Annotated in this window: 21 protein-coding genes, 1 tRNA gene and 1 pseudogene; 19 read left to right on the forward strand and 4 right to left on the reverse strand. The window is 63.1% G+C overall.

The genetic code is table 11. The features are described 5' to 3' along the window. Positions 1-11 precede the first annotated feature (11 nt). From KPB06_RS13780 to KPB06_RS13790, 3 genes are all read right to left on the reverse strand, one after another. The gene (locus KPB06_RS13780; RefSeq protein WP_059583381.1) at positions 12-503 is read right to left on the reverse strand and encodes a peptidylprolyl isomerase; all 492 of its coding nucleotides are present in this window, start codon (positions 501-503) and stop codon (positions 12-14) included. An 88-nt stretch (positions 504-591) separates the two neighbouring features. Then, on the reverse strand, positions 592-1,167 hold the full coding sequence (locus KPB06_RS13785; RefSeq protein WP_059583382.1) for a peptidylprolyl isomerase: 576 nt from the start codon (positions 1,165-1,167) through the stop codon (positions 592-594). Positions 1,168-1,206: 39 nt separating this feature from the next. Next, positions 1,207-1,929: a tetratricopeptide repeat protein gene (locus KPB06_RS13790; RefSeq protein WP_059608914.1), complete on the reverse strand. Its 723-nt coding sequence runs from the start codon at positions 1,927-1,929 to the stop codon at positions 1,207-1,209. Between the two features lie 234 nt (positions 1,930-2,163). Here KPB06_RS13790 and cysS point away from each other — a divergent pair, with 234 nt between their 5' ends. The 16 genes and pseudogenes from cysS to cyoD all read left to right on the forward strand — a co-directional run bounded on the left by cysS (position 2,164) and on the right by cyoD (position 20,032). Beyond that, positions 2,164-3,561 (forward strand): cysteine--tRNA ligase, encoded by a 1,398-nt coding sequence (gene cysS, locus KPB06_RS13795; RefSeq protein ID WP_059583386.1) that lies wholly within the window; start codon positions 2,164-2,166, stop codon positions 3,559-3,561. Between the two features lie 43 nt (positions 3,562-3,604). After that, entirely contained in the window at positions 3,605-4,432 is an 828-nt protein-coding gene (locus KPB06_RS13800; protein WP_059583387.1) for a DNA-3-methyladenine glycosylase family protein, read from the forward strand. A gap of 103 nt (positions 4,433-4,535) precedes the next feature. After that, complete coding sequence (locus KPB06_RS13805) at positions 4,536-5,507, forward strand: acetyl-CoA carboxylase carboxyltransferase subunit alpha (protein ID WP_059583390.1); 972 nt, start codon at positions 4,536-4,538, stop codon at positions 5,505-5,507. Between the two features lie 46 nt (positions 5,508-5,553). Beyond that, positions 5,554-6,975, forward strand: coding sequence for a tRNA lysidine(34) synthetase TilS (gene tilS / locus KPB06_RS13810; protein ID WP_059583391.1), 1,422 nt, complete (start codon positions 5,554-5,556; stop codon positions 6,973-6,975). A gap of 342 nt (positions 6,976-7,317) precedes the next feature. Continuing rightward, the gene (locus KPB06_RS13815; protein WP_012492698.1) at positions 7,318-8,571 is read left to right on the forward strand and encodes an aspartate kinase; all 1,254 of its coding nucleotides are present in this window, start codon (positions 7,318-7,320) and stop codon (positions 8,569-8,571) included. 110 nt (positions 8,572-8,681) lie between these two features. Next, positions 8,682-8,775, forward strand: a tRNA-Ser gene (locus KPB06_RS13820). 318 nt (positions 8,776-9,093) lie between these two features. Continuing rightward, positions 9,094-9,422, forward strand: a pseudogene (locus KPB06_RS13825) (IS30 family transposase); the annotation flags it as partial. A gap of 1,239 nt (positions 9,423-10,661) precedes the next feature. Next, complete coding sequence (locus tag KPB06_RS13830) at positions 10,662-11,132, forward strand: hypothetical protein (protein ID WP_275906108.1); 471 nt, start codon at positions 10,662-10,664, stop codon at positions 11,130-11,132. A gap of 257 nt (positions 11,133-11,389) precedes the next feature. After that, positions 11,390-11,665: a DNA/RNA non-specific endonuclease gene (locus tag KPB06_RS34570; protein WP_373453004.1), complete on the forward strand. Its 276-nt coding sequence runs from the start codon at positions 11,390-11,392 to the stop codon at positions 11,663-11,665. Then, positions 11,646-11,966, forward strand: a complete 321-nt coding sequence (locus KPB06_RS13835; protein ID WP_081066511.1) for a hypothetical protein — start codon at positions 11,646-11,648, stop codon at positions 11,964-11,966. Before KPB06_RS34570 ends, KPB06_RS13835 begins: the two co-directional genes overlap by 20 nt. A 65-nt stretch (positions 11,967-12,031) precedes the next feature. After that, positions 12,032-13,783, forward strand: coding sequence for a ShlB/FhaC/HecB family hemolysin secretion/activation protein (locus tag KPB06_RS13840; protein ID WP_373453008.1), 1,752 nt, complete (start codon positions 12,032-12,034; stop codon positions 13,781-13,783). Positions 13,784-14,378: 595 nt separating this feature from the next. Then, on the forward strand, positions 14,379-15,908 hold the full coding sequence (locus tag KPB06_RS13845) for a complex I subunit 4 family protein (protein ID WP_059573654.1): 1,530 nt from the start codon (positions 14,379-14,381) through the stop codon (positions 15,906-15,908). A 285-nt stretch (positions 15,909-16,193) separates the two neighbouring features. Beyond that, complete coding sequence (gene cyoA / locus KPB06_RS13850; RefSeq protein WP_059608796.1) at positions 16,194-17,081, forward strand: ubiquinol oxidase subunit II; 888 nt, start codon at positions 16,194-16,196, stop codon at positions 17,079-17,081. Positions 17,082-17,084: 3 nt separating this feature from the next. Next, complete coding sequence (gene cyoB / locus KPB06_RS13855) at positions 17,085-19,091, forward strand: cytochrome o ubiquinol oxidase subunit I (RefSeq protein WP_060966294.1); 2,007 nt, start codon at positions 17,085-17,087, stop codon at positions 19,089-19,091. Further along, positions 19,091-19,699 carry a cytochrome o ubiquinol oxidase subunit III gene (cyoC, locus tag KPB06_RS13860; protein ID WP_059573657.1) on the forward strand — a complete coding sequence of 203 codons (609 nt, stop codon included), beginning with the start codon at positions 19,091-19,093 and terminating at the stop codon, positions 19,697-19,699. The genes cyoB and cyoC overlap by 1 nt, the downstream gene beginning before the upstream one ends. Then, a complete protein-coding gene (gene cyoD, locus KPB06_RS13865) occupies positions 19,700-20,032 on the forward strand; it encodes a cytochrome o ubiquinol oxidase subunit IV (RefSeq protein WP_059573658.1) in 333 nt (110 codons plus the stop codon). A gap of 105 nt (positions 20,033-20,137) precedes the next feature. Here cyoD and KPB06_RS13870 read toward each other — a convergent pair whose 3' ends face one another. Further along, entirely contained in the window at positions 20,138-20,437 is a 300-nt protein-coding gene (locus tag KPB06_RS13870; RefSeq protein ID WP_059573659.1) for a DUF4148 domain-containing protein, read from the reverse strand. 218 nt (positions 20,438-20,655) lie between these two features. Between KPB06_RS13870 and KPB06_RS13875 the strand changes: the two genes are divergently transcribed. The 3 genes from KPB06_RS13875 to KPB06_RS13885 are packed head-to-tail and all read left to right on the forward strand — an operon-like array spanning position 20,656 to position 23,448. Then, the gene (locus tag KPB06_RS13875; protein ID WP_059573726.1) at positions 20,656-21,330 is read left to right on the forward strand and encodes a response regulator transcription factor; all 675 of its coding nucleotides are present in this window, start codon (positions 20,656-20,658) and stop codon (positions 21,328-21,330) included. 11 nt (positions 21,331-21,341) lie between these two features. Beyond that, positions 21,342-22,733: a sensor histidine kinase gene (locus tag KPB06_RS13880; RefSeq protein ID WP_059573660.1), complete on the forward strand. Its 1,392-nt coding sequence runs from the start codon at positions 21,342-21,344 to the stop codon at positions 22,731-22,733. Between the two features lie 19 nt (positions 22,734-22,752). Then, on the forward strand, positions 22,753-23,448 hold the full coding sequence (locus KPB06_RS13885; protein WP_275906109.1) for a response regulator transcription factor: 696 nt from the start codon (positions 22,753-22,755) through the stop codon (positions 23,446-23,448). Positions 23,449-23,502: the final 54 nt, after the last annotated feature.

A 23,502-nucleotide genomic window follows, 5' to 3' on the forward strand; every position in this document is an offset into this window, starting at 1 on the left:
CGGCGGGTGCGTCAGACCACCACGGCCTTTTCGATCACGACGTCGTCGGTCGGCACGTCCTGATGGAAGCCGGCGTTGCCCGTCTTGACGCCCTTGATCTTGTCGACCACGTCCTGGCCTTCGACGACCTTGCCGAACACCGCGTAGCCCCAGCCCTGCGGCGTCGGCGACGAGTGGTTCAGGAAGTCGTTGTCGTTCACGTTGATGAAGAACTGGGCGGTCGCCGAGTGCGGATCGTTCGTGCGCGCCATCGCGATCGTGTAGTTGTTGTTCTTCAGGCCGTTGTTCGCCTCGTTGTCGATCGGCGCGTCGGTCGGCTTCTGCTTCAGGCCCGGCTCGAAGCCGCCGCCCTGGATCATGAAGCCGTTGATCACGCGATGGAACACGGTGCCGTCGTAATGGCCCTTCTTCACGTAGTTCAGGAAGTTCTCGACCGTCTTCGGTGCCTTCGCGGCGTCGAGCTCGAGCTTGATCACGCCGTGGTTCGTGTGCAGTTCAACCATGATGAATTCCTTCGGTGAGGCAGTTTAAATGGCACGCGGCCGGTCGTGCGACGCGGCCGCGTGAGGCGCCGGACGTGCCGGCAGGTGCTTACTTCGAGACGATGCTCGCCGATTCGATCACGACCGGTTGCGCCGGTACGTCCTGCATCGGGCCGCGCGAGGTCGTCGCCACGCCTTCGATCTTCTTCACGACGTCGAGTCCCGACACGACCTTGCCGAACACCGCATAGCCGTTGCCGTCCGGGTTCGGGTAGTCGAGGCCGCCGTTGTCGACAGTATTGATGAAGAACTGCGCGGTGGCCGAATTCGGGTCGCTCGTGCGGGCCATCGCGATCGTGCCCGTCAGGTTCTTCAGACCATTGCGGCTCTCCAGCGGGATCGGCGCGCGGGTCGGCTTTTCCTCGAAGTTGGTCTTGTAGCCGCCGCCCTGGATCATGAAGCCCTTGATCACGCGATGGAAGATCGTGCCGTTGTACTGGCCGGCCTTCACGTAATCGAGGAAGTTGGCGACCGACTTCGGCGCCTTCTCCGGGTAGAGCTCGACGCGGATGTCGCCCTGCGAGGTCTTCAGCTGCACGACGGGGTGCGCGGTGGCCGATTGCGCGAATGCGGGCGCGGTCGCGAGAAGGGCGGCGCCGCCAAGCGCCAGCAACAGACGTTTCATTGCGATCCTCAGGTTGGGAGGGAAGGAAGGCCGCGCCGCTTAGCGCGACGGCGCGACGTACGGCGCCGCCAGTGCGCCCGACGGACCGCTGAACTGGAACGTCGGCGACATCGGCAGCGTGGTGGTGCTCACGTTCGCGGCGGCGCGCTCGGTGTAATCGCGCGTGGCGGGCGTCGTCGCGCGCGCGTTCGGCGCGGCTTTCGACGGCGACACGATTTTCTGCAGATCGGCGAGGCGCTGCGCGGTCGCGCCGCTCGTGCGGCCGAGCGATTGCGCGCGCTTGTACGATTCGGCCGCGAGGCGCAGGTAGAGATCGCCGAGGTTCTCGTACGCGAGCGTGTAGCTCGGGTTCGACTGCGTCGCGGTGACGAGCGCGGTGCGCGCTTCGTCATAGCGGCCGTGCTTCGCGTAGAGCGCCGCGAGGTTGTTGTACGGCTCGGGCAGCTCGGGGTACGCCTGCGTGATCGCGACGAACTGCTGGATCGCGTCGTCGTCGCGGTTCAGGCGGGCCAGCACGGTGCCGCGCTTGAACTGCGCCTGCACGTCGTGCGGGTTCGACGCGATGCGCGCGTCGAGCTGCGCGAGCGCCTGCTTCCACTGCTTGCCGCCGATCGACGCGTCGATTTCGGGCGTGCCGTCGGCGACCGCCGGGGCTTTCTGCGCATGCGCCGCGGGTGCCGCGAAAAGCGTCAGCGCGACGCCCATGACGGTGGTCGCAACGAGGGTCGCAGCGCTCGGCGCGCGGCCGCGATGAGGTTTCATAGGCGTAAATCGGAATGTTATACTCCGAGCCATTCTAACAAAACGTCTGCGCGTTCCGGCGAGCGGCAGACAGTCTTTCTTAGCCTCTCGTGGCCGTCACCGCTGTGCTTGCAGCCTGACCGCCCCATGTGATAACGAGGACGCGCGGCCCGGCGCCGCAGCAGATGGTCCGTCCGTTTCACATGCTGGGCGAGCTTCGCCAGGGCGGTTTCCTTCGGCTCACGGTTCATCTCTATGGAATCACTGCGCATCTACAACACGCTCGCGCGTGACAAGCAAGTCTTCGTGCCGCGCCAGTCCGGCGAAGTGCGGATGTACGTATGCGGGATCACCGTCTACGACTATTGTCACGTGGGCCACGCGCGCATGCTGGTCGTGTTCGACCTCGTCCAGCGCTGGCTGCGTGCGATCGGCTACCGGGTCACGTACGTGCGCAACATCACCGACATCGACGACAAGATCATCCGCCGCGCGGTCGAGAACGGCGAGACGATCAAGTCGCTGACCGATCGCTTCATCGGCGCGATGCACGAGGATGAAGCCGCGCTCGGCATCCAGCGGCCCGACATCGAGCCGCGCGCGACGCAGTTCATTGCGCAGATGCTCGGCATGATCGAGACGCTCGAGACGAACGGCTACGCGTATCAGGCGGCCGATGGCGACGTCAATTACTCGGTGCGCAAGTTCGCGAGCTACGGGAAGCTGTCGGGCAAGTCGCTCGACGATCTCCGCGCGGGCGAGCGCGTCGCCGCGAACGATGCGAAGCAGGATCCGCTCGACTTCGTGCTGTGGAAGCGCGCGAAGCGGGAAGATCCGGAAGGCGCGTCGTGGGCGTCGAAGTACGGGATGGGCCGCCCGGGCTGGCACATCGAATGCTCGGCGATGGGCTGCTCGCTGCTCGGCGATCATTTCGACATCCACGGCGGCGGGCAGGATCTGCAATTCCCGCACCACGAGAACGAGATCGCGCAGAGCGAGGGCGCGACCGGCGAGACGTTCGTCAATTACTGGATGCACAACGGCTTCGTGCAGGTCGACAACGAGAAGATGTCGAAATCGCTCGGCAACTTCTTCACGATCCGGGAAGTACTCGAGCGTTACGACGCGGAAGTCATGCGCTTCTTCATCGTGCGCACGCATTACCGTTCGCCGCTCAATTACAGCGACGTGCATCTCGACGATGCACGCGCATCGCTCACGCGTCTGTACACCGCGCTGAAGGACGTCGAGCCCGACACGCTCGCGCTCGACTGGAACGAGGCGCACGCACAGCGTTTCGCGGCCGCGATGAACGACGATTTCAACACGCCGGTCGCGGTGGCGACGCTGTTCGAGCTGGCGGGTGAAGTCAACCGCACGCGCGACGCGTCGCTCGCACGGCAACTGAAACAGCTGGCGGGCCTGCTCGGCCTGCTGGGCCGCGAACCGCGCGCGTTCCTGCAGCAGGCGTCTGGCGCCGCGCAGGCGGGCGGGCTCGCGGCCGACGAGATCGAAGCGAAGATCGCCGCGCGCGTCGCGGCGAAGCAAGCGAAGGACTATGCCGAAGCGGACCGGATCCGGGCGGAATTGCTCGAAGCCGGCATCGCACTTGAAGACAAACCGGGCGGATCGACCGAATGGCGTCGCGTATGAGCGCGGTGCGTTCCACTGACCGATCCGTCAGGTAGGAGGCAAGATGGCAACGGCCAGAAAAGCGCCGGTCAGGCGCGCGACCCCGGTCGCCGCGCGTCCGGCAGCCAAGCGCGTACCGGCGGCGAAGGCGGACGCGACGCGCGCCGTGCCGAACGGCGCGCTGAACGGTCATGCGCAGCCGGCGGCCGCGCCGCCGGCCGCCGACGCGGCCCGCAAGACACGTGCGTCCGAAGCGGAGGGCGAGGAGGTCGTCGTGCGTCCCGCCTATTGGGACAAGGCATGCGCGGACCTCGTCAAGCGCGACCGGATCCTGAAGAAGCTGATTCCGAAGTTCGGTCCCGCGCATCTCGTGAAACGCGGCGACCCGTTCGTCACGCTCGCGCGCTCGGTCGTCGGCCAGCAGATTTCGGTGCCGTCCGCGCAGTCGCTGTGGGCGCGCATCGAGGACGCCTGCCCGAAGCTCGCGCCGCAACCGGTGATCCGGCTCGGCGCGGACAAGCTGATCGCGTGCGGGCTGTCGAAGCGCAAGACGGAATACATCCTCGATCTTGCGCAACATTTCGTGTCGGGGGCGCTGCACGTCGACAAATGGACGTCGATGGACGACGAGGACGTGATCGCGGAACTCACGCAGATCCGCGGCATCAGCCGCTGGACCGCCGAGATGTTCCTGATCTTCAACCTGTCGCGGCCGGACGTGCTGCCGCTCGACGACCCGGGTCTGATCCGTGCGATCAGCGTCAATTACTTCAGCGGCGAACCCGTCACGCGCAGCGAGGCGCGCGAGGTCGCGGCCAACTGGGAGCCGTGGCGCACCGTCGCGACCTGGTACATGTGGCGCAGCCTCGATGCGCCCGACGCCGACGCCTGAGTGCAGGCTATCGAATTTTGAACATCAATAGTTGAGAGCCGGTTTTGCGCGCCGCCCGCGCGGGTAGAATACGCGCTGCCGCAAGACCCAAGGATTCGAACACATGAAGACCACGTTTCTGGATTTCGAACAGCCGATCGCCGAACTCGAGGCCAAGATCGAAGAGCTGCGATTCGTGCAGGACGACTCGGCTGTCGATATTTCGGAAGAAATCGAGCGGCTGTCGAAGAAAAGCCAGCAACTGACGAAGGACCTCTACGCGAACCTGACGCCGTGGCAGGTTTCGCAGATCGCGCGGCACCCGCAGCGTCCGTACACGCTCGATTACGTCGCGGAACTGTTTACCGATTTTCACGAACTGCATGGCGATCGCGCGTTCGCGGACGACCTGTCGATCGTCGGCGGTCTCGCGCGCTTCGGCGGCCATCCGTGCATGGTGATCGGTCACCAGAAGGGCCGCGACACGAAGGAGCGCGCCGCGCGCAACTTCGGGATGCCGCGTCCGGAAGGCTATCGGAAGGCCGAGCGCCTGATGCGTCTGGCCGAGAAGTTCGGGCTGCCGATCTTCACGTTCGTCGACACGCCGGGCGCGTACCCGGGCATCGGCGCGGAAGAGCGCGGCCAGTCGGAGGCGATCGGTCGCAACCTGTACGTGATGGCCGAGCTGAAGACGCCGATCATCACGACGGTGATCGGCGAGGGCGGTTCGGGCGGCGCGCTGGCGATCGCCGTGGCCGATACCGTGATGATGCTGCAGTTCTCGACCTACTCGGTGATCTCGCCGGAAGGCTGCGCGTCGATCCTGTGGAAGAGCGCTGCGAAGGCGCCCGAAGCCGCGGAAGCGCTGGGCCTGACCGCGCACCGCCTGAAGGCGCTCGGCCTGATCGACAAGATCATCAACGAGCCGCTCGGCGGCGCGCATCGCGATCCGAAGGGCATGGCCGCGCTGCTGCGCCGTGCGCTGGCCGATTCGCTGCGCCAGTTCCAGGGCATGAGCATCGATGCGCTGCGCGAGCGCCGCTTCGAGCGCCTGATGGCCTACGGCAAGTTCAAGGAAACCACGCCGAGCGCATGACCGGCCGTGTATTCAATGCGCGCGCCGCGGCGCGCGCGTCCCGCTCGTGATCCCGCCCACCGAATTCTCCGCCGACCGTGTCGTCCTCGACGCGGTCGGCGTTGCGCTTTCCGGCCTGCGGCCGGATGCGCGCATCGCGATCGCCTACAGCGGCGGCCTCGATTCGACGGTGCTGCTCGATGCGGCCGTGCGCGTCGCGGGCGCATCGCGCTGCGTCGCGTTGCACGTGCATCACGGCCTGAGCGCGAATGCCGACGCATGGGTCGCGCATGCCGAAGCGGAGGCGGCGCGGCTCGGCGTCGCATTCGAATCGATGCGCGTCGACGTGCCGCGCGACAGCGGGCTCGGTATCGAGGCGACGGCGCGCGAGCGTCGCTACGCGGCGCTCGACGCGATGGGCGAACGCCACGGCGTGGCGGCGCTGTGGCTCGCGCAACATGCGGACGATCAGGCCGAGACGGTGCTGCTGCAACTGTTGCGCGGTGCGGGAATCGCGGGGCTTGCCGCGATGGCGCCGCGTTATCGCCCCGACGGCGTGAGCATCGAGCGCGTGCGCCCATTGCTGCGATTGTTGCGCGCGCAACTCGAGCGCTATGCGGAGCAGCACGCGCTCGCCTGGATCGACGACGAATCGAACGGTGACACGCGCTATGCGCGCAATGCGCTGCGCGTCGACGTGCTGCCGGCGCTGGCCGTGCATTTCCCGGGCTTTCGCGATGCGCTCGGTCGCGCGGCGCAGCACGCGGCGGCGGCTCAGCGGCTGCTCGACGATCTGGCCGAGCTGGATTTCGCCGTCGCCGCGCGCGATGACGGGCAGGCGCTGTCGCGCGACGCGCTGATCGGATTCGACGACACGCGCGGCGCGAACCTGCTGCGCTTCTGGATGCGCCGGCTCGGTTTGCCGGGCGCGTCGGCCGCCCGGCTCGCCAACATGATGCGACAACTGCGCGCGGCGCACGACGCGCATGCGCTGCGCGTCGATCACGCGGGGCAGTGCCTGCGGCTCTATCGCGATGTCGTCTACTGGGAAGCCGGCGACAGCAGCGAACCGGCCGACGACGGTACGGGTACGCTGCAACCGGAGGCGGCGCTCGCATGGGACGGACAGCAAGTGTGGCACCTGCCGGGATGGCGCGGCACGTTCGTGTTTGCGCCCGCCGACGCGGGCAGCGCCGACGCGGTGCCGGAGGAGCTGCTGCGCGGTGCGCGGCTGGCGGTGCGCCCCCGGGCCGGTGGCGAACGGATGCGGACGTCGCCGGGCGGCCCGGGCCGAACGCTGAAGAACCTGTTCCAGGAGCGCGGGGTGCCGGCCTGGCAACGCGACGTGCCGCTGCTGTTCGCGGGCGACCGGCTGATCTACGTGCCGCGGCTGGGTGTCAATCGCGACATCGGCATGCCTGACGGGGCGGCGCCCGGCGCCGCCGCATGGCGCCGGATCGAGTGGCGTCCCGACCTGCTGATCGCGTAACGGCGGCAGGCTTCCGGCGGCGCGATGGCGCGCCCATTTTCACCATTTGGTAAACAGCGCCGGAACGGTCGCCGCCACGGCGCGCGGCTTGTCAAGCGGGCTTCTATCGGGTACGCTCGGTCGTTTGCTCGGCTCGATTTTTGAGCGTTTTGTGCAGGTTTTCCGCGTGACGTACCCGGTTTGCGCGGCCTGATCGGCCTTCCGGGCAAAATCCGTCACGCTTGCGTGTTGCGTCCCAGCCGTTCCCCTTGTCGTCCGTCCACAGCCACAAGCCGCGTGACCGAACGGCTATGCGGCCTGCCCAGCGCGCCCGTGCGGCTTCTCCTCCAGTTCAGAACGACAATGGCACTCATCGTACACAAATACGGCGGCACTTCGATGGGCTCGGTCGAGCGCATCAAGAACGTCGCGAAACGCGTCGCAAAATGGCATCAGGCCGGGCACCAGATGGTGGTCGTGCCTTCGGCGATGTCCGGCGAAACCAACCGTCTGCTCGGTCTTGCGAAAGAGATTTCGAGCCAGCCGAGCCCGCGTGAGCTCGACATGATCGCGTCGACCGGCGAGCAGGTCAGCGTCGGCCTGCTGTCGATCGCGCTGCAGGAAATCGGTGTCGAGGCCGTGAGCTATGCCGGCTGGCAAGTGCCGATCAAGACCGACAGCGCGTTTACGAAAGCACGCATCCACTCGATCGACGACGAGCGCGTGAAGGACGACCTGAACGCGGGCAAGGTCGTGATCATCACGGGCTTCCAGGGTGTGGATCCGGACGGTCACATCACGACGCTGGGCCGTGGCGGCTCGGACACGTCGGCGGTGGCGGTGGCGGCTGCGCTCGGTGCCGAAGAGTGTCTGATCTATACCGACGTCGACGGCGTCTACACGACCGATCCGCGTGTCGTCGAAGAGGCGCGCCGCCTCGACCGCGTGACGTTCGAGGAGATGCTGGAAATGGCCAGCCTCGGCTCGAAGGTCCTGCAGATCCGCTCGGTCGAATTCGCCGGCAAATACCAGGTGAAGACACGTGTGCTGTCGAGCCTGACCGATCCGCTGATTGCGCTCGACGAAGAAATGCGCTCGGGCACCCTGATTACTTTTGAAGAAGACGAGACCATGGAAAAGGCAGTCATTTCCGGCATCGCGTTCCAGCGCGACGAAGCACGCATTGCGGTGATGGGCGTGCCCGACAAGCCGGGTATCGCATATCAGATCCTCGGCCCGGTGGCCGATGCGAACGTCGACGTCGACATGATCATCCAGAACCAGAGCGTCGAAGGCAAAACCGACTTCACGTTCACGGTCGGTCGCGGCGACTACCAGAAGGCGATGGACATCCTAACCAACCAGGTGCAGGGCCATGTGAGCGCCGAGCGCGTGCAGGGCGATCCGAAGGTGTCGAAGGTATCGGTCGTCGGCGTCGGCATGCGTTCGCACGTGGGCGTCGCGAGCAAGATGTTCCGTACGCTCTCGGAAGAGGGCATCAACATCCAGATGATCTCGACGTCCGAAATCAAGATCTCGGTGCTGATCGACGAGAAATACATGGAGCTGGCCGTCCGCGCGCTGCACAAGGCTTTCGAACTCGACCAGGCATCGTGAATTTTTCGTGATGCATTGAAGAAAATGCATCACGGAATTTGACGTACGGTTCGAAACCCTATATTATCTCGTTCTCGTCGCACTGCCTCCCTGGTGCGAGCGAAAGTTTGGGAGACGTGGCCGAGAGGTCGAAGGCACTCCCCTGCTAAGGGAGCATCTGGGCCAAAACCTGGATCGAGGGTTCGAATCCCTCCGTCTCCGCCAAAAGCGGTGACAAAGCCCCGCAAGTTCTCGGACTTGCGGGGCTTTTTCTTTTTCAGCCCCTCACTAGGCCCATCAGCAAGAATGTGCTGGGCGGAGCTGATCGTTGGCGCCGCATGGTGTTGCGCGCTGTCTCCGAGCGTGAAGGCAACGCTCGATGATTGCTCGTCCCGTATACTCCCGGGAAAAGACGGATCGTCCAACGAGGTCCAAGCGCAAGTCCGCGTAAAACTTCCATCCGATTCACTGCTCGAATTTTGGCACTTCTGCAACGCAATTGCGGAAACCTGGGGCCATGTGTCGTCCGGGAACTACTGCTGAAAGCTCCCGGCCTTTCTGCGTGAGAGCCTGACGTACGATCGTGGATCGGAAATGACTTGCCATGTCGAGTTGGCTGAACGACTGAATCCGGACATCTGGTTCGCAGATCCCTACGCTCCTTGGCAACGGGGCGGCAACGAAAATACCAACGGCCTGCTGCGCCAGTTTCTGCCCAAGGGGGCCGACCTGTCAGGCGTCACCCAGATGCAATTGAACGACATTGCCAAACGGATGAACGGCCGCCCCGTCAAACCCTCAACTGGAAAACCCCTGAAGAGGCTATGGCGATGGAATTGGCTGCCGCCGGATTGGCTAAACGTTGCACTTGATTCTTGAGACCGTCCAGGGTATGAGGGCGAGACAGCAGGCAAGGGCGATGGTGTGATTGCTGATTCGGCCACGGAGCTCGATCCGAGTATCAAACCGGGTTCGTTGATTTCGCCGTTGCCTGATGCCAAGAAGATCAGTGACTGGATCGCGGAAATCATTCCGGATCAGGCAAAGGCCTCGTGGACTATATTCTTCATTCGAATGGATCATCGCCATCGGGTAAGGAAGGATTGAATTTTGACACGAAAGTTGAAGCCAAGGATGGCGGTTATGTAGATGTCGAGTTATCCGCGAGATAGAAGTTTGATAAAAATGGCTCTGTTGTGGATAGCAAGTTTGCGCAAAGTGATCTGATTGGTCGTTACTCTCCAGATGGGAATTTTCACATAGACTGGTACGGGACTACGGTGTCTGGGCGAGGTGTTGGAACAGATATGATTTCTAAGGCAATAGAATCCGTCGGAGCAGACAAGGTGAAAACTGTGTCTGCTCAGTTGGGTAATGCAAACCGTGATGCTTACAATTCGGCGACCTCTTCTGGGATTTCGCCGGTTCAAGCAGTTTGGGCTACTCCACTAGGGAAATCGATGAGCTCTCTCGGATTTAAGGGTGTTGACGTCAATGGGTATAACGTTAAATTCTATCGGTAGATGATCATGGGGAAAGTTGAAATTATAAGGCTAATGCTGAGCGCTGGAAGGGCGAAGGATCTGTTGGACTTCGTTGAGGGCGAGTCGCGTTATCTTTCGGAGGCGTCAGGCGGCGTGCCGCAGGATCCTGAACTCAAGCGAATTTGGATTATGGTGGTACATCATTTGCGTTTTCTAGCGGAATTTGGGAGTGATGTATCGGTTCAATCGTCTGGGGGGAGGGTGTATAGGTCATATCCTGACGAATTCGATAGGTGGTTAAGCGCGGGTGCGCCTGGAATTTCAGAAAGTGATATTAAAAGATATATGAAGGAAAATCCTTTTGATGAGAGTGAGTAGAGCGTTAGACGAGGTAAATGATGGCGGGGTGCCTTGCCCGTAGAAGATGATTTGAAGATCATGTTTGTATTTTCGGGGTCTCTGCTTCAATAGAGGTGGTGGAGAGAGAGCCAATCGATGTCTTGAATGACATTCCGATCGAACTGAGTCACGAACCCGTCCCGGTCCATGATGGTGGCAAGGAATTCGTGCCTCGGTGGCCGCAAGACCATGCAACGGTAGATCGGTATCGAAGACCCGGATATTTACATGACGAACATCTCATTAGCGCAGCGCTTCCAAGAAGCTAGAGCCCCCAAAATCGTGGTTGACGGCCGGGAAATATACGGTTTGTATGAGATCGACGTATCTTCGGGGGAAGCAGTACTGTTCCCTGATTTTGTATCATTTAAAAAGTCGACAGTCCAAGGCGTTAACATAAAGGCGGTGAATTGCAATGTTGAGGTTAATAATCAGATTTTGACGGATTTTCTTATATGGTCGGATCATGGTCCGAAACATATTCCGCTGAATGTCGCGATTAAGAAGGGTGGGAGGGCCGCCCTTAAAGTTTGGAATGTTTGGAAATATGATGGCGTTTCGCATGCATGGATTGGAAATGCCGGCATGTTGGTGAAAAAAGACGATCGTCATATCTCATTCCATTGCAGCGACGGCATGGGTAATCCAGATTTCGAAGATCTTGTGTTTACGATTGAGGTCGGCAAAGTGGCTAAATAGCCACGCGGTATCGGGCCAGCATAAGAACTAACCATCAAATGACAATAACCAAACAACTGGCGGCCCTGCCGTTCGCCGCGTTGATTTCGGTCGGGCCGCCGAAGCGGTCGCGAGCACCAATCGCGATACGTCGAACACCGGCGTGCACTCGCGCCGATCTTCGACAAGGCCAAGATCCAGGCCGGCTTTGACATCACAAGCCAGTTCATCAATCCAAGGCGGGGCGCGAAGGAGATAGTGGAGATGATGGCGGTCATTTGATCGCGTCCATATTGAACGGGCCTGGAGAGAAGCTAAACATAGTTCCAATGGATTCAAACTTGAATCGCGGAGCATGGAAGCAATTGGAGAATAGTTGGGCCGACGCGCTGAATGCGGGAAAGCAAGTGAAGGTTTCGATCGAACCGCAATACCAAGGGGATAGTCGAAGACCTGAAGGGTTTAACATCACGTACGTAGTGGCAATGGTCGACCGGCGCAGCAGTATTTTAGGAATTCGCCTGGAGAAAGGTAATGGACAGCCGAGATGTTGATATATGCAAGGAGGTTGGCCAGCTGCTTTATGACGCCGCTCCGGCGGGATCGCATTCGATCGTTATGCGAGCGCAACTTGCGGATGACGACGATCAGGCGAAATTCGAGTTTGATGCCGTCGCGGAAAATGGAGATTCTTCATGGTTTTTGGGTAGTGCTAGTCTTAACAGTAGGCTATTGGAATTGTTGGTTGAGCATCGTCGATTTTTTGTCTCACAAAATCAACCAAAATGGAAATTGTTCATCCTTGTTGTTGATGTGAATAAAGGAAGATTTTCATTGGAATTGAAATACGACTAGAGCAGAATGCCCGTATAGGTTGTATGGAGATTAGGCAGAATCAGGGATAGATACAAATGAAGATAATGAAGGGCCTGCCGGCGCTGTCGATCACAACGTTGATGTCGGTTGCTGTGTCGGCTCAGCAGGCCCCGCTGCCTGCTGATCAGGCCGCCGCCGCGCGGGCGAACGCGGAGCAGGATCGGCAAGCACAGCAGCAACGCGATGCGCAGCAACGCGACGCGGCGGTGCGCGCGCCTTCAATTCGTTCTGAATTGCCGCGCACTGAAGCATATCCAGCACTTCCTACCGAAACGCCATGTTTCCCGATCGACCGCTTTACGCTCGACGTGCCTGGCTCATTGTCCGATGCAGCGAAGGCCCAAGGGGCATCCGCCTTACCGATGGATCGCTTTGCGTTCGCACGCGAATGGCTGAACCACTACGCAGGGCAATGCGTCGGCAAACAAGGTATTGACGTACTGATCAAGGGACCGTCGCAGGCGATTTTGGCGAAGGGCTACGTCACTACGCGGGTGCTCGTTCCAGAGCAAGACTTATCGACCGGTACGCTCAAACTCTCGCTGATCCCCGGCATGATCCGCCACGTCCGCTTCGCCGACGAAAAGCTCCGTGGCACCTGGAAAACCGCGTTCCCGACCCGCGACGGCAACCTGCTGAACCTGCGCGACCTCGAACAAGGCCTTGAGCAAATGAAACGCGTATCGAGTCAGGATGTCTCGATGCAACTTGTTCCGGGTGATCTTCCCGGCGAAAGCGACGTCGTGCTCGACGTGAAGCGCGGCAAGCCGGGGACAGTCGTCGCGTCGATCGACAATTCCGGCACGCGTGCCACCAGCAAACTGCAAGGCAACCTGTCGCTCGGCATCGACAACCCGCTCGGCCTGAGCGACGTGTTCAACGTCGGCGTCAGCCAGGATCTCGAATTCGGCGACAAGCGCCTCGGCTCGCACGGCTGGAACGGTTTCTATTCGATTCCGTGGGGCTACTGGACGGCAACGCTCTCGGCTTACACGAACACGTACTACCAGCAGATCGCCGGCGTGAACCAGACGTTCATCGCAAGCGGCAACTCCAAGACGGTCGATTTCAAGCTGGCCCGCGTGCTGTCGCGTAATCAAAATGATGTGTTCGGCGCCTACGTTCGCCTGTCGCGTCGTTTCGGACAAAGCTTTATCGAAGACACCGAGATCTCGCAGCAGCGCCGCAACAACACGATGATCGAACTGGGCCTGACCGATCGCCACTACTTCGGCGGCGCACAGTTCGACGGCTCGCTTGCATATCGTCAAGGCGTCGGTGGGTTGGGTGCTCAGGACGATACGATGGCAGCGGGTGGTGGACCGACCTATCGCTTCAAGATGGCGGTAGTCGACGCGAACCTGTCGGTGCCCTTTGCGATCGGTAAGCAGCCATTCCGCTATGTCGGCACATTCCACGGCCAGTACACCGGAAACACGCTTTACTACATCGACGATTTGACGATTGGCAGTCGCTACACAGTGCGCGGTTTCGATGGCGAAACGATGCTCGCCGCGGCACGCGGCTTCTACTGGCGCAACGAACTGCAGGCGCCGATCGGGCAGACGGGGCAGGCAATTTATGCGGGGCTCGACTACGGTCGCGTATGGGGCCCGCAGCCTGTCGCTCTCGTCGGGACGCAATTGGCCGGCGCCGTGATCGGCATAAAAGGTAGCGTGGGCACGCGATTCGGAGCCTATGCGTACGATCTCTTCGCGGGTACGCCTGTCTACAAGCCATCGGGTTTTCCGACTGTGCGAGTGACGCTCGGTTTTCAGGTGACTGCTCAGTTCTGAAGACAATGAGCCAAGGTACTTCTTCGACACGCACACGTCGCAGGCCCGATGTGGCATATGTTCGTCTGATGGAGATTGCCGCCGAGCGGGGGCTTATGGGACCGCTTGAGTTATTAGGGCGCGGCCGCACGAGAAGGGGCGGGCGAGGGCACCTCATCGCCCGATATGCGCTGCACCAAATCGAATGAAATAAGAATGAAAGCATTTCTGTAAGGCAGGGAGTGCCGGGCGATCGCAAGATCGCGGAATGCCGACCTTGTCATTCCGGCCCTTCGAAACGAACGGTCGACATCAAAAATGCGGCGCTGCGTCTATTCTTGCCGTGCAGAGTGCCCGGCAATACAAAAAATTACTCATAAAAATCAGCGAACTACGCCGACGCCAAGAAACAACATTCTGCTGCGCTGCAGAAAATATTCAATCGCCTTATGCTGGTTAACCCGATCGCGTTTGAGCGGCATCAAGTTTTTCGCTGATGTCGCTTTACATTTAGCCAACATTGGCGATTCACGAAATCTACCTGTCGATTTTATTTCGTTCCTTTCGTCGCGCCTGTCCCCGATGCAGGGTGCGACTTCCTCAAGGCGTTGTTGACATGCATGATTTTCCCTTCCTGAGCCTGGCCATCTGGGTTCCGATACTGTTCGGCGCGGGCCTGCTGCGCGCCGGTTCCGATCAGCATTCACGGCGAATACGGCTGATCGCGCTGGTCGGCGCGATCGCCGGACTGGCGCCCGTCGTGCCGCTGGTTGCCGGCTTCGACGCGCATTCGGCTGCGATGCAGTTCGTCGAAAGACGCGACTGGCTCGCGGCATTCAATGCCGGATGGCGGGTCGGCATCGATGGCGCGTCGCTGTGGCTCGTCGTGCTGACCGCGTTCACGACGCTCGTGGTGGTGGTCGCGTCGTGGGAATCGGTCACGGTGCGCGTCGCGCAGTACTACGCGTCGTTCCTGATCCTGTCGGGGCTGATGGTCGGCGTGTTCGTCGCGCAGGACGGGCTGCTGTTCTTCATCTTCTTCGAGGCGACGCTGATCCCGCTGTACCTGCTGATCGGCACGTGGGGGCGCGAGCGCCGCGTGTATGCGGCCGTGAAGTTCTTCTTCATCTCGTTCGCCGGCTCGCTGTTGTTGCTGATGGCGATGCTGTACCTGTACGCGCAGTCGCATACGTTCGACATGGCCGTGTGGCGCACGCTGCAGCTCGGCTTCGCGCCGCAGTTGCTGGTGTTCGTCGGCTTTTTCGCCGCGTTTGCGGTCAAGGTGCCGATGTGGCCGGTCCACACGTGGCTGAGCGACGTGTACACCGACGGCCCGACGGGCGCCGCGCTGATGCTCGCGATGCTCAAGCTCGGCGGGTACGGGTTCCTGCGCTTCGCGCTGCCGATCACGCCCGACGCGAGTCATTTCTTCGCGCCGGCCGTGATCGCGCTGTCCCTGTTCGCGATCGTCTATGCGAGCCTGATCGCGCTCGCGCAGACCGATCTCGGCAAGCTGCTCGCGTATTCGACGGTCGCGCACATGGGAATCGTCACGCTCGGGCTGTTCCTGTTCAACCGGATCGGCGTCGAAGGCGCGATCGTGCAGCTCGTGTCGTACGGCTTCGTCGCGGGCGCGATGCTGTTGTGCGTGAACGTGCTCGTGGACCGTACCCGGCAGCGCGAGATCGCCGCGTACGGCGGCGTGGCGGGCGTGATGCCGCGTTTCGCGACCTTCACGCTGCTGTTCGCGATGGCCAACGTCGGCCTGCCGGGCACGTCGGGGTTCGTCGGCGAGTTCATGGTGATCATGGGCGCGATCCGCTTCAACTTCTGGATTGGCGCGATCGCGGCGCTCACGCTGATCCTCAGCGCGTCGTACACGCTGTGGATGCTCAAGCGCGTCGTGTTCGGCAAGGTCGCGAGCCAGCAGATCGCGAAGCTCGCCGACCTGAACCGTCGCGAGATCGTGATGTTCGCGTCGCTCGCGCTGATCGTGCTGGCGGTCGGCATCGATCCGAAGCCGTTCACCGATGCGATCGATCCGACCGTCGGCAAGCTGATCCAGGAAGCGAGCCATTCGAAGGTGCCGGCAGGGGACGCTCCCGCGCCGGCGCTGCCGTCGTACATGGCGTCGACGCACGACTGATCGCGGCACGTCGAGCCGCGCCACGCCGCGCAAGCCCGCCGCATCGCGCGGCGCGCATGGTTGCGCGCGCATCGATCCGCAGCCCGGCACGGCAAGTGCCGGGCCCGCTTCCGGCTGCGTGAAATTGCCCCGCGACAATGTGACTCACGGCAGATTTTGCAATGATGATTTGCCGCATGCACCGGTTTTTCATCGCACTCGCGCGACGTATGATTCGGCCAATTTCGTGAATCGAATGCGCATCGGGCATACGCAAACGGATTCAATGACCCGCGGGGCTGTGTGATGAGAAGAAGAGCTTCAAGAGGCTGGGCGGCGCTGATGTCAATCGGCGCGGCGTTGAGCCTGTCAGGTTGTAATTTAGATGTACTAAATCCGAAAGGAAGCGTGGGCGCGGCAGAAAAGGCGCTGATCGCGACGTCCACCTGGGCGATGCTGATCGTCGTCGTGCCGGTGATTCTGCTCACGTTGTGGTTCGCGTGGCGTTACCGCGCGTCGAACCGCAACGCCGCGTACGCGCCGAACTGGTCGCACTCGACCGCGATCGAGGTCGTGATCTGGACGGTGCCGACGCTGATCATCCTGTTCCTGGGCGTGCTCACGTGGAAGACCACGCACGAGCTCGATCCGTACAAGCCGCTCGAATCGGCCGTGAAGCCGATCGACGTCGAGGTGGTCGCGCTCGACTGGAAGTGGCTGTTCATCTATCCGGAACTCGGCATCGCGTCGGTGAACCAGCTCGCGATTCCGGTCGGCACGCCGGTGAACTTCCGCATCACGTCGGATTCGGTGATGAATTCGTTCTTCATCCCGCAGCTCGGCGGCCAGGTCTACGCGATGGCCGGCATGCAGACGCGCCTGCACCTGATCGCCGACGAGCCGGGCAACTACGCGGGCACGTCCGCCAACTTCAGCGGCCGCGGTTTCTCCGACATGAAGTTCCGCACGCTCGCCGAGCCGCGCGAGCAGTTCGATGCGTGGGTGCAGAAGGTGAAGGCGTCGCCGGAACGGCTCGACGCGACGGTGTACGGCACCGTCGCGCAGCCGAGCGAGAAGGCGCCGGTGCGCTATTTCTCGTCGGTCGATCCGCGGCTCTTCCACAACATCATCGCGAAATACAACGATGGCCACGTCCTCGACCTGAAGGACGCCGCCTGCGGCACGAAGGGGTAACGCATGTTCGGCAAACTCACACTTTCGGCGATCCCGTTCGATCAGCCCATCATCATGGGGGCCGGCGCCTTCATGGGGCTGGTCGTGCTGGGCATTCTCGCCGCGCTGACGATCACCGGCCGCTGGAAATGGCTGTGGACGGAATGGCTGACCACGGTCGACCACAAGAGACTCGGCGTGATGTACATCATCGTCGCGCTGATCATGCTGCTGCGCGGCTTCGCCGACGCGATCATGATGCGCATGCAGCTCGCGCTCGCGTACAACGCGCCCGGCTACCTGCCGCCGCACCACTATGACCAGATCTTCACGGCACACGGCGTGATCATGATCTTCTTCATGGCGATGGTGTTCATGGTCGGCCTGATGAACCTGGTCGTGCCGCTGCAGATCGGTGCGCGCGACGTCGCGTTCCCGTTCATCAACTCGCTGTCGTTCTGGATGACGGCGGTCAGCGCGATCCTGATCAACGTGTCGCTCGTGATCGGCGAGTTTGCGCAGACGGGCTGGCTCGCGTACCCGCCGCTGTCGGAGCTGCAGTTCAGCCCGGGGGTAGGGGTCGACTACTACCTGTGGGCGCTGCAGATCTCCGGCGTCGGCACGCTGCTGACCGGCGTGAACTTCTTCGTGACGATCATCAAGATGCGCGCGCCGGGCATGACGCTGATGAAGATGCCGGTGTTCACGTGGACGGCCCTCTGCACGAACGTGCTGATCATGGCATCGTTCCCGATCCTGACCGCGACGCTCGCGCTGCTCGGCCTCGACCGTTACCTCGGCATGCACTTCTTCACGAACGAAGCCGGCGGCAACGCGATGCTGTACCTGAACCTGATCTGGGCGTGGGGCCATCCGGAGGTGTACATCCTGATCCTGCCGGCGTTCGGGATCTTCTCGGAGGTCATCGCGACGTTCGCGAAGAAGCCGCTGTTCGGCTACAAGACGATGGTGTACGCGACCTGCGCGATCATGGTGCTGTCGTTCCTCGTGTGGCTGCATCACTTCTTCACGATGGGCTCGGGCGCGAACGTGAACGCGTTCTTCGGGATCATGACGATGATCATCGCGATCCCGACCGGCGTGAAGGTATTCAACTGGCTGTTCACGATGTATCGCGGCCGGATCGAGTTCACGACGCCCGTGCTGTGGACGATCGGCTTCATGGTCACGTTCACGCTCGGCGGCATGACCGGCGTGATGATGGCGATTCCGGGCGCGGACTTCGTGCTGCACAACAGCCTGTTCCTGATCGCGCACTTCCACAACGTGATCATCGGCGGCGTGCTGTTCGGCTATCTCGCGGGCTTCAACTACTGGTTCCCGAAGGCGTTCGGCTTCAAGCTGAACGAGAAGCTCGGCAAGGCCGCGTTCTGGTTCTGGCAGGTCGGCTTCTACGTCGCGTTCGTGCCGCTCTACGTGCTCGGTTTCATGGGCATGACGCGCCGCCTGAACCACTACGACAACCCGGCATGGCATCCGTGGCTGCTGGTCGCCGCGTTCGGCGCCGTGCTGATCGCGATCGGCATCGCGTGCCAGCTGCTGCAACTGGTGGTCAGCATCCGCAATCGCAACCTGCCCGCGTACCGCGACACGACGGGCGACCCGTGGGGCGGCCGCACGCTGGAGTGGGCGACGTCGTCGCCGCCGGCCGACTACAACTTCGCGGTGATCCCGCAGGTGCGCACGCTCGACGCGTACGCGGACATGAAGGCGCGCGGCGAAGGCCGGCCGAACCCGGCGGCGATTCGCGACATCCACATGCCGTCGAATACGTGTGCGGGCCTCGTGATCGCGATCTTCAGCCTGGTGCTCGGCTTCGCGCTGGTGTGGCACATCTGGTGGATGGCGATCGGCGGGCTCGTGGGCATCATCGCGACGCTCGTGATCTACAGCTCGCGCGATAACGACGGCTATTACATCCCTGCGTCGACGGTACGCAAGACCGAAGACAAGCAGCCGACGCGGCGCACGGCCGCGCGCGTCGACGACGTGGAACTGGAGGCCAACTGATGTTGCAGAAAACCTTGAGCGCGACCCTGCTCGAGCACGACGACCATCCGCCGTCGCATTCGGTGTTCGGGTTCTGGCTGTACCTGATGACCGACTGCGTGATCTTCGCGGCGCTGTTCGCGACGTTCGCGGTGCTGGGCAATCAGTACGCGGGCGGTCCGACCGCGAAGGACCTGTTCGACATTCCGGGCGTCGCGGTGGAAACCGCCGCGCTGCTGCTGTCGAGCATCACGTACGGTTTCGCGATGCTCGCGGCGTACAAGCAGCGGCGCGGCGCGCTGCTCGCCTGGCTCGCGGTGACGTTCGTGCTCGGCGCGGCGTTTCTCGCGATGGAGCTGCGCGAGTTCTCGCACCTGATCGCGGAAGGCGCCGGCCCGCAGCGCAGCGCGTTCCTGTCGGCGTTCTTCACGCTGGTCGGCACGCACGGGCTGCACGTGACGGCGGGCCTGTTGTGGATGATCGTGCTCGCCGCGCAGATCATGTCGCGCGGCGGCGACCTGACCGATCGCGACCTGCGGCGCCTGACGTGCCTGAGCCTGTTCTGGCACTTCCTCGACATCGTGTGGATCTGCGTGTTTTCCTTTGTCTATCTCGCGAGCGTGATCTAAATGGCCCATTCGCATTCGTCTCAACTCGAAGAAGGGCACGGCAGCGTCGGCGGCTACGTCGCCGGTTTCATCCTGTCGGTGCTGCTCACGGCCGCGTCGTTCGGCCTCGTGATGGGCGGCGTGCTGTCGCCGCATGCGTCGCTGATCGGGCTCGCCGTGCTCGCGTTCGTGCAGATCGTCGTGCATCTCGTGTACTTCCTGCACATGAACGGCTCGTCCGGCCAGCGCTGGAACGTGATGGCGTTCAGCTATACGGTGCTGACCGCGGCGATCCTGATCGTCGGCACGCTGTGGGTGATGCACAACGTGAGCATGAACATGATGTCGCGTTGAGCGCCGGCGTGGCGCGTCGCGTCCACGTCGATGCGCGTTCACGAAGAAAGGCGGCACGCGCGTGCCGCCTTTTTGCTTTCCGGCTGCGTTGCGCCGGCCGTGCGGTCAGTGGTGCGCGCCCGCGTCGGCCGTCAGCGCGTGCGTGCAGTCGGCGCGGTATTCGGCGGCGAGCCGATGCTTCGCATCGGCGAGATCGTCGGGGTAATACGGGCTGGCGTGCGCCGGCTCGTAGCCGACCTGCTCGAGTTCGGTCAGCTCGCGCACGAGGTCCGCGCGCGTGACGCCGCTGCCCGTGTGCACGAACGGGTACGCGTTGCATTGCTGCGGGGTGAGGTGGGGCCCCGCGAACGCGGCGGTGCTGGCGCATGCGAGCAGCATGCAGGCGAGGGTGGTCGACAGTTTCATCCGGTAGCTCCTGGTTTCGCGGCCCGTTGCCGCACGATGTCAGCGTAGACGGCCGCGGTCGCGGGGCAGGCGACGGACGGATGAAACATTTTTCACGCACGCTTGCCGCGATGCCGGATGAAGCTATTTTCATCTTGCGCCGCACGGCGATCGCGGCGCTTACGATAGTGGCGGGCGCGTGGTATGCGCCCGTCTCGAAGTTCATTGCGAGGGCAACCATGCGAGTACTGACGGTCGAGGACGATGCGGTGACCGCGAACGAAATCGTCGGCGAACTGACCGCACGCGGCTTCGCGGTCGACTGGATCGACAACGGCCGCGAAGGGATGATGCGCGCGATGAGCGCATCGTACGACGCGATCACGCTCGACAGGATGCTGCCGGGCGCGGACGGTCTCGCGATCGTGACCGCGATGCGCACGGTCGGCATCGACACGCCGGTGCTGATGCTGAGCGCGCTCGGCGACGTCGACGAGCGCATTCGCGGGCTGCGCGCGGGCGGCGACGATTATCTGACGAAGCCGTTCGATTCCGGCGAACTGAGCGCGCGCATCGAAGTGCTGCTGCGCCGCCGGCAGGCATCGGGCGTGCCGCAGCAGACGCTGCTGAAGGTCGGCGCGCTCGAGCTCGACCTCATTTCGCGCCGCGCGCGCCGCGGCGCCGACGAGATCGCGCTGCTGCCGACCGAGTTCCGCGTACTCGAATTCATGATGCGCAACGCAGGCCAGACGATCACGCGCACGATGCTGTTCGAGGCCGTGTGGGGCTATCACTTCGATCCCGGCACCAACCTGATCGACGTCCACATGGGCCGGCTGCGCAAGAAGATCGATCCGCCCGGCGCGAACCCGATGATCCAGACGGTACGCGGATCGGGCTACATGCTCGCTTGACGGAGGCACGGATGGACGCAGCCCGCGCGGCGAACTTCACGCGCCGCTGGCATACGACGACGTTTCGCTGGCTGTGCGCGTACGCGGCGATCTTCTCGGTGTCGCTGCTGCTGCTCGCGGGCGTGATCAGCGTGGCCGCGACCCACACGATGACGCGCGACACCGACGAGGTGCTCGCGTGGCAACTGATCTATTTCGATTCGATTCCCGATGCCGAGCTGCCGCTCGCAATCCATCGGCGGCTCGAGCACGAGCACATGCACACGAATTTCTACGGGCTGTTCGATGCGAGCGGGCGCCGCGTGGCGGGCGACATCACGACACCGCCCGCGCTACGCACCGATCGCCACGGCCGTACGCTGGACCACACACTCGTGCTGCTCGACGGCCAATCGTCGCCGATCGCGCGCGCGATGGCCGTGCGCCGCGACAACGGGATGACGCTGGTGGTCGCGCGCGACCTGTCGCATTTCATCCAGATCCGCGACGTCGCGATTCGCGGGCTCGTGATCGGCGGCGTGATGATCCTGATCGCGGGCGTCGCGGGCGGCAGCATGCTCGGCATGCGGCAGATGCGCCGCGTCGCCGCGATCCGGCGCGTCACGCGGCAGATCGCCGAAGGCGATCTCGGCAAGCGGCTGCCGGTGGGCGGCTACGACGAACTCGATCTGCTCGCGCATCTCGTGAACCACATGCTCGACGAAGTCGAGCGGTTGATGGGCGAGGTGCGGCATACCTGCGACGGGATCGCGCACGACCTGCGCACGCCGCTCGCACGCGTGCATACGATGCTGGCGCGGCTCTCGGGCCAGCCGTTCTGCGCACACGATCCCGCGTCGGCGGCGCTGCTGGCGTCGGCGCGCGACGAGACCGACCGGCTGCTCGAGCGTTTTCGCGCGATGCTGCGCATCTCCGAGATCGGCACGCTGAGCCGGCGCGGCGGTTTTGCGGCGGTCGACGTCGCGACCTTGCTGCGCGATGTGTGCGAGCTTTACGAACCGCTGGCCGAGGCCGTCGACGTGTCGTTCGCGCTCGAGGCGGCCGCGGTCGACGGCATCCATGGCGACCGCGCGTTGTTGTTCGAGGCGTTCAGCAATCTCGCGGACAACGCGATCAAGTTCACGCCGCCGGGCGGCCGTGTGCGCGTCGTGCTCCAGGCGACGCCGCACGGTCCGCTCGTCCGGTTCGAGGACACCGGGCCCGGTATCCCGCCCGCCGAGCGCAATGCAGTGCTCGAACGCTTCTATCGCGGCGAACGCACGCGTCATGTGAACGGCTCCGGGCTCGGGTTGAGCGTCGTGTCGGCGGTGATGCGCGTGCACGATTTCGCGCTGCGAATCGGCGATGCGCGGCCGGCCGGTGCGGCGATCACGGTCGAATGCTGGCCGCGCTCGCTCGCGTGACGGCGCAGGAACCCGATCGATGCGCATCCTGCTGATTGCGCCGCCGAACCCGGGCGCGTCGCGGCTCGACAAGGCGTTTCGGGAAAGCATGCACGGCGTCGAGCGCGTCGACGAATGGCGCGATGGCTGTTTTGCGGCGACGCAGGGCCGGTTCGACGCGATCGTGATCGTCGCGACCGATGCCGCCGCGCGCCCGGCGATCCTCGAAGGATTACCGCGGCTCGCCGCGTCGGCCGGCGGCGCGACGATTGCCGCGATCGTCGCCGGCGCCACGCCCGTCCGGCGCGCGCAAATGCTGAAGGCCGGCTGCGACGTATGTCTTGCCCATCCCTGTTCGTTCGTCGAACTGCACGAGCGGTTGCGCGCGCTGTGGCGCCGCGCGGGCGTCGTCGCCACGCGTGAATCGGTTCGACTCGATACGGCCACGCGCGCGCTCGAGGAGCATGGCCGGCGGCTCGCGCTCACCGCGCGGGAATTTCGCGTGGTCGAATGCCTGCTGCGTGAAGCGGGGCGGCCGGTCGGCCGCGACGCCGTGCTGCGTTATGCGTGGGACGATGCCGACATCGAACCCGAGACGGTCAATGCGCTGGTCGTGCGGTTGCGGCGCAAGCTGGTTGCACACGCGTTCTCCGCCCGGATCGAAACGGTTGCGAGATTCGGTTTCCGGTTCGATACGGGGGGGACGGATATCGGCGCTCGGCAAGAAGGGGGTTGACGGGCCGGTCCGGCCCGCCCGCAGGGCGTGGGGCCGCTTGACGCCGGGCGCGAC

The sequence above is a fragment of the Burkholderia semiarida genome, from assembly GCF_029268935.1.
Taxonomy (GTDB): Bacteria; Pseudomonadota; Gammaproteobacteria; order Burkholderiales; family Burkholderiaceae; genus Burkholderia; species Burkholderia semiarida.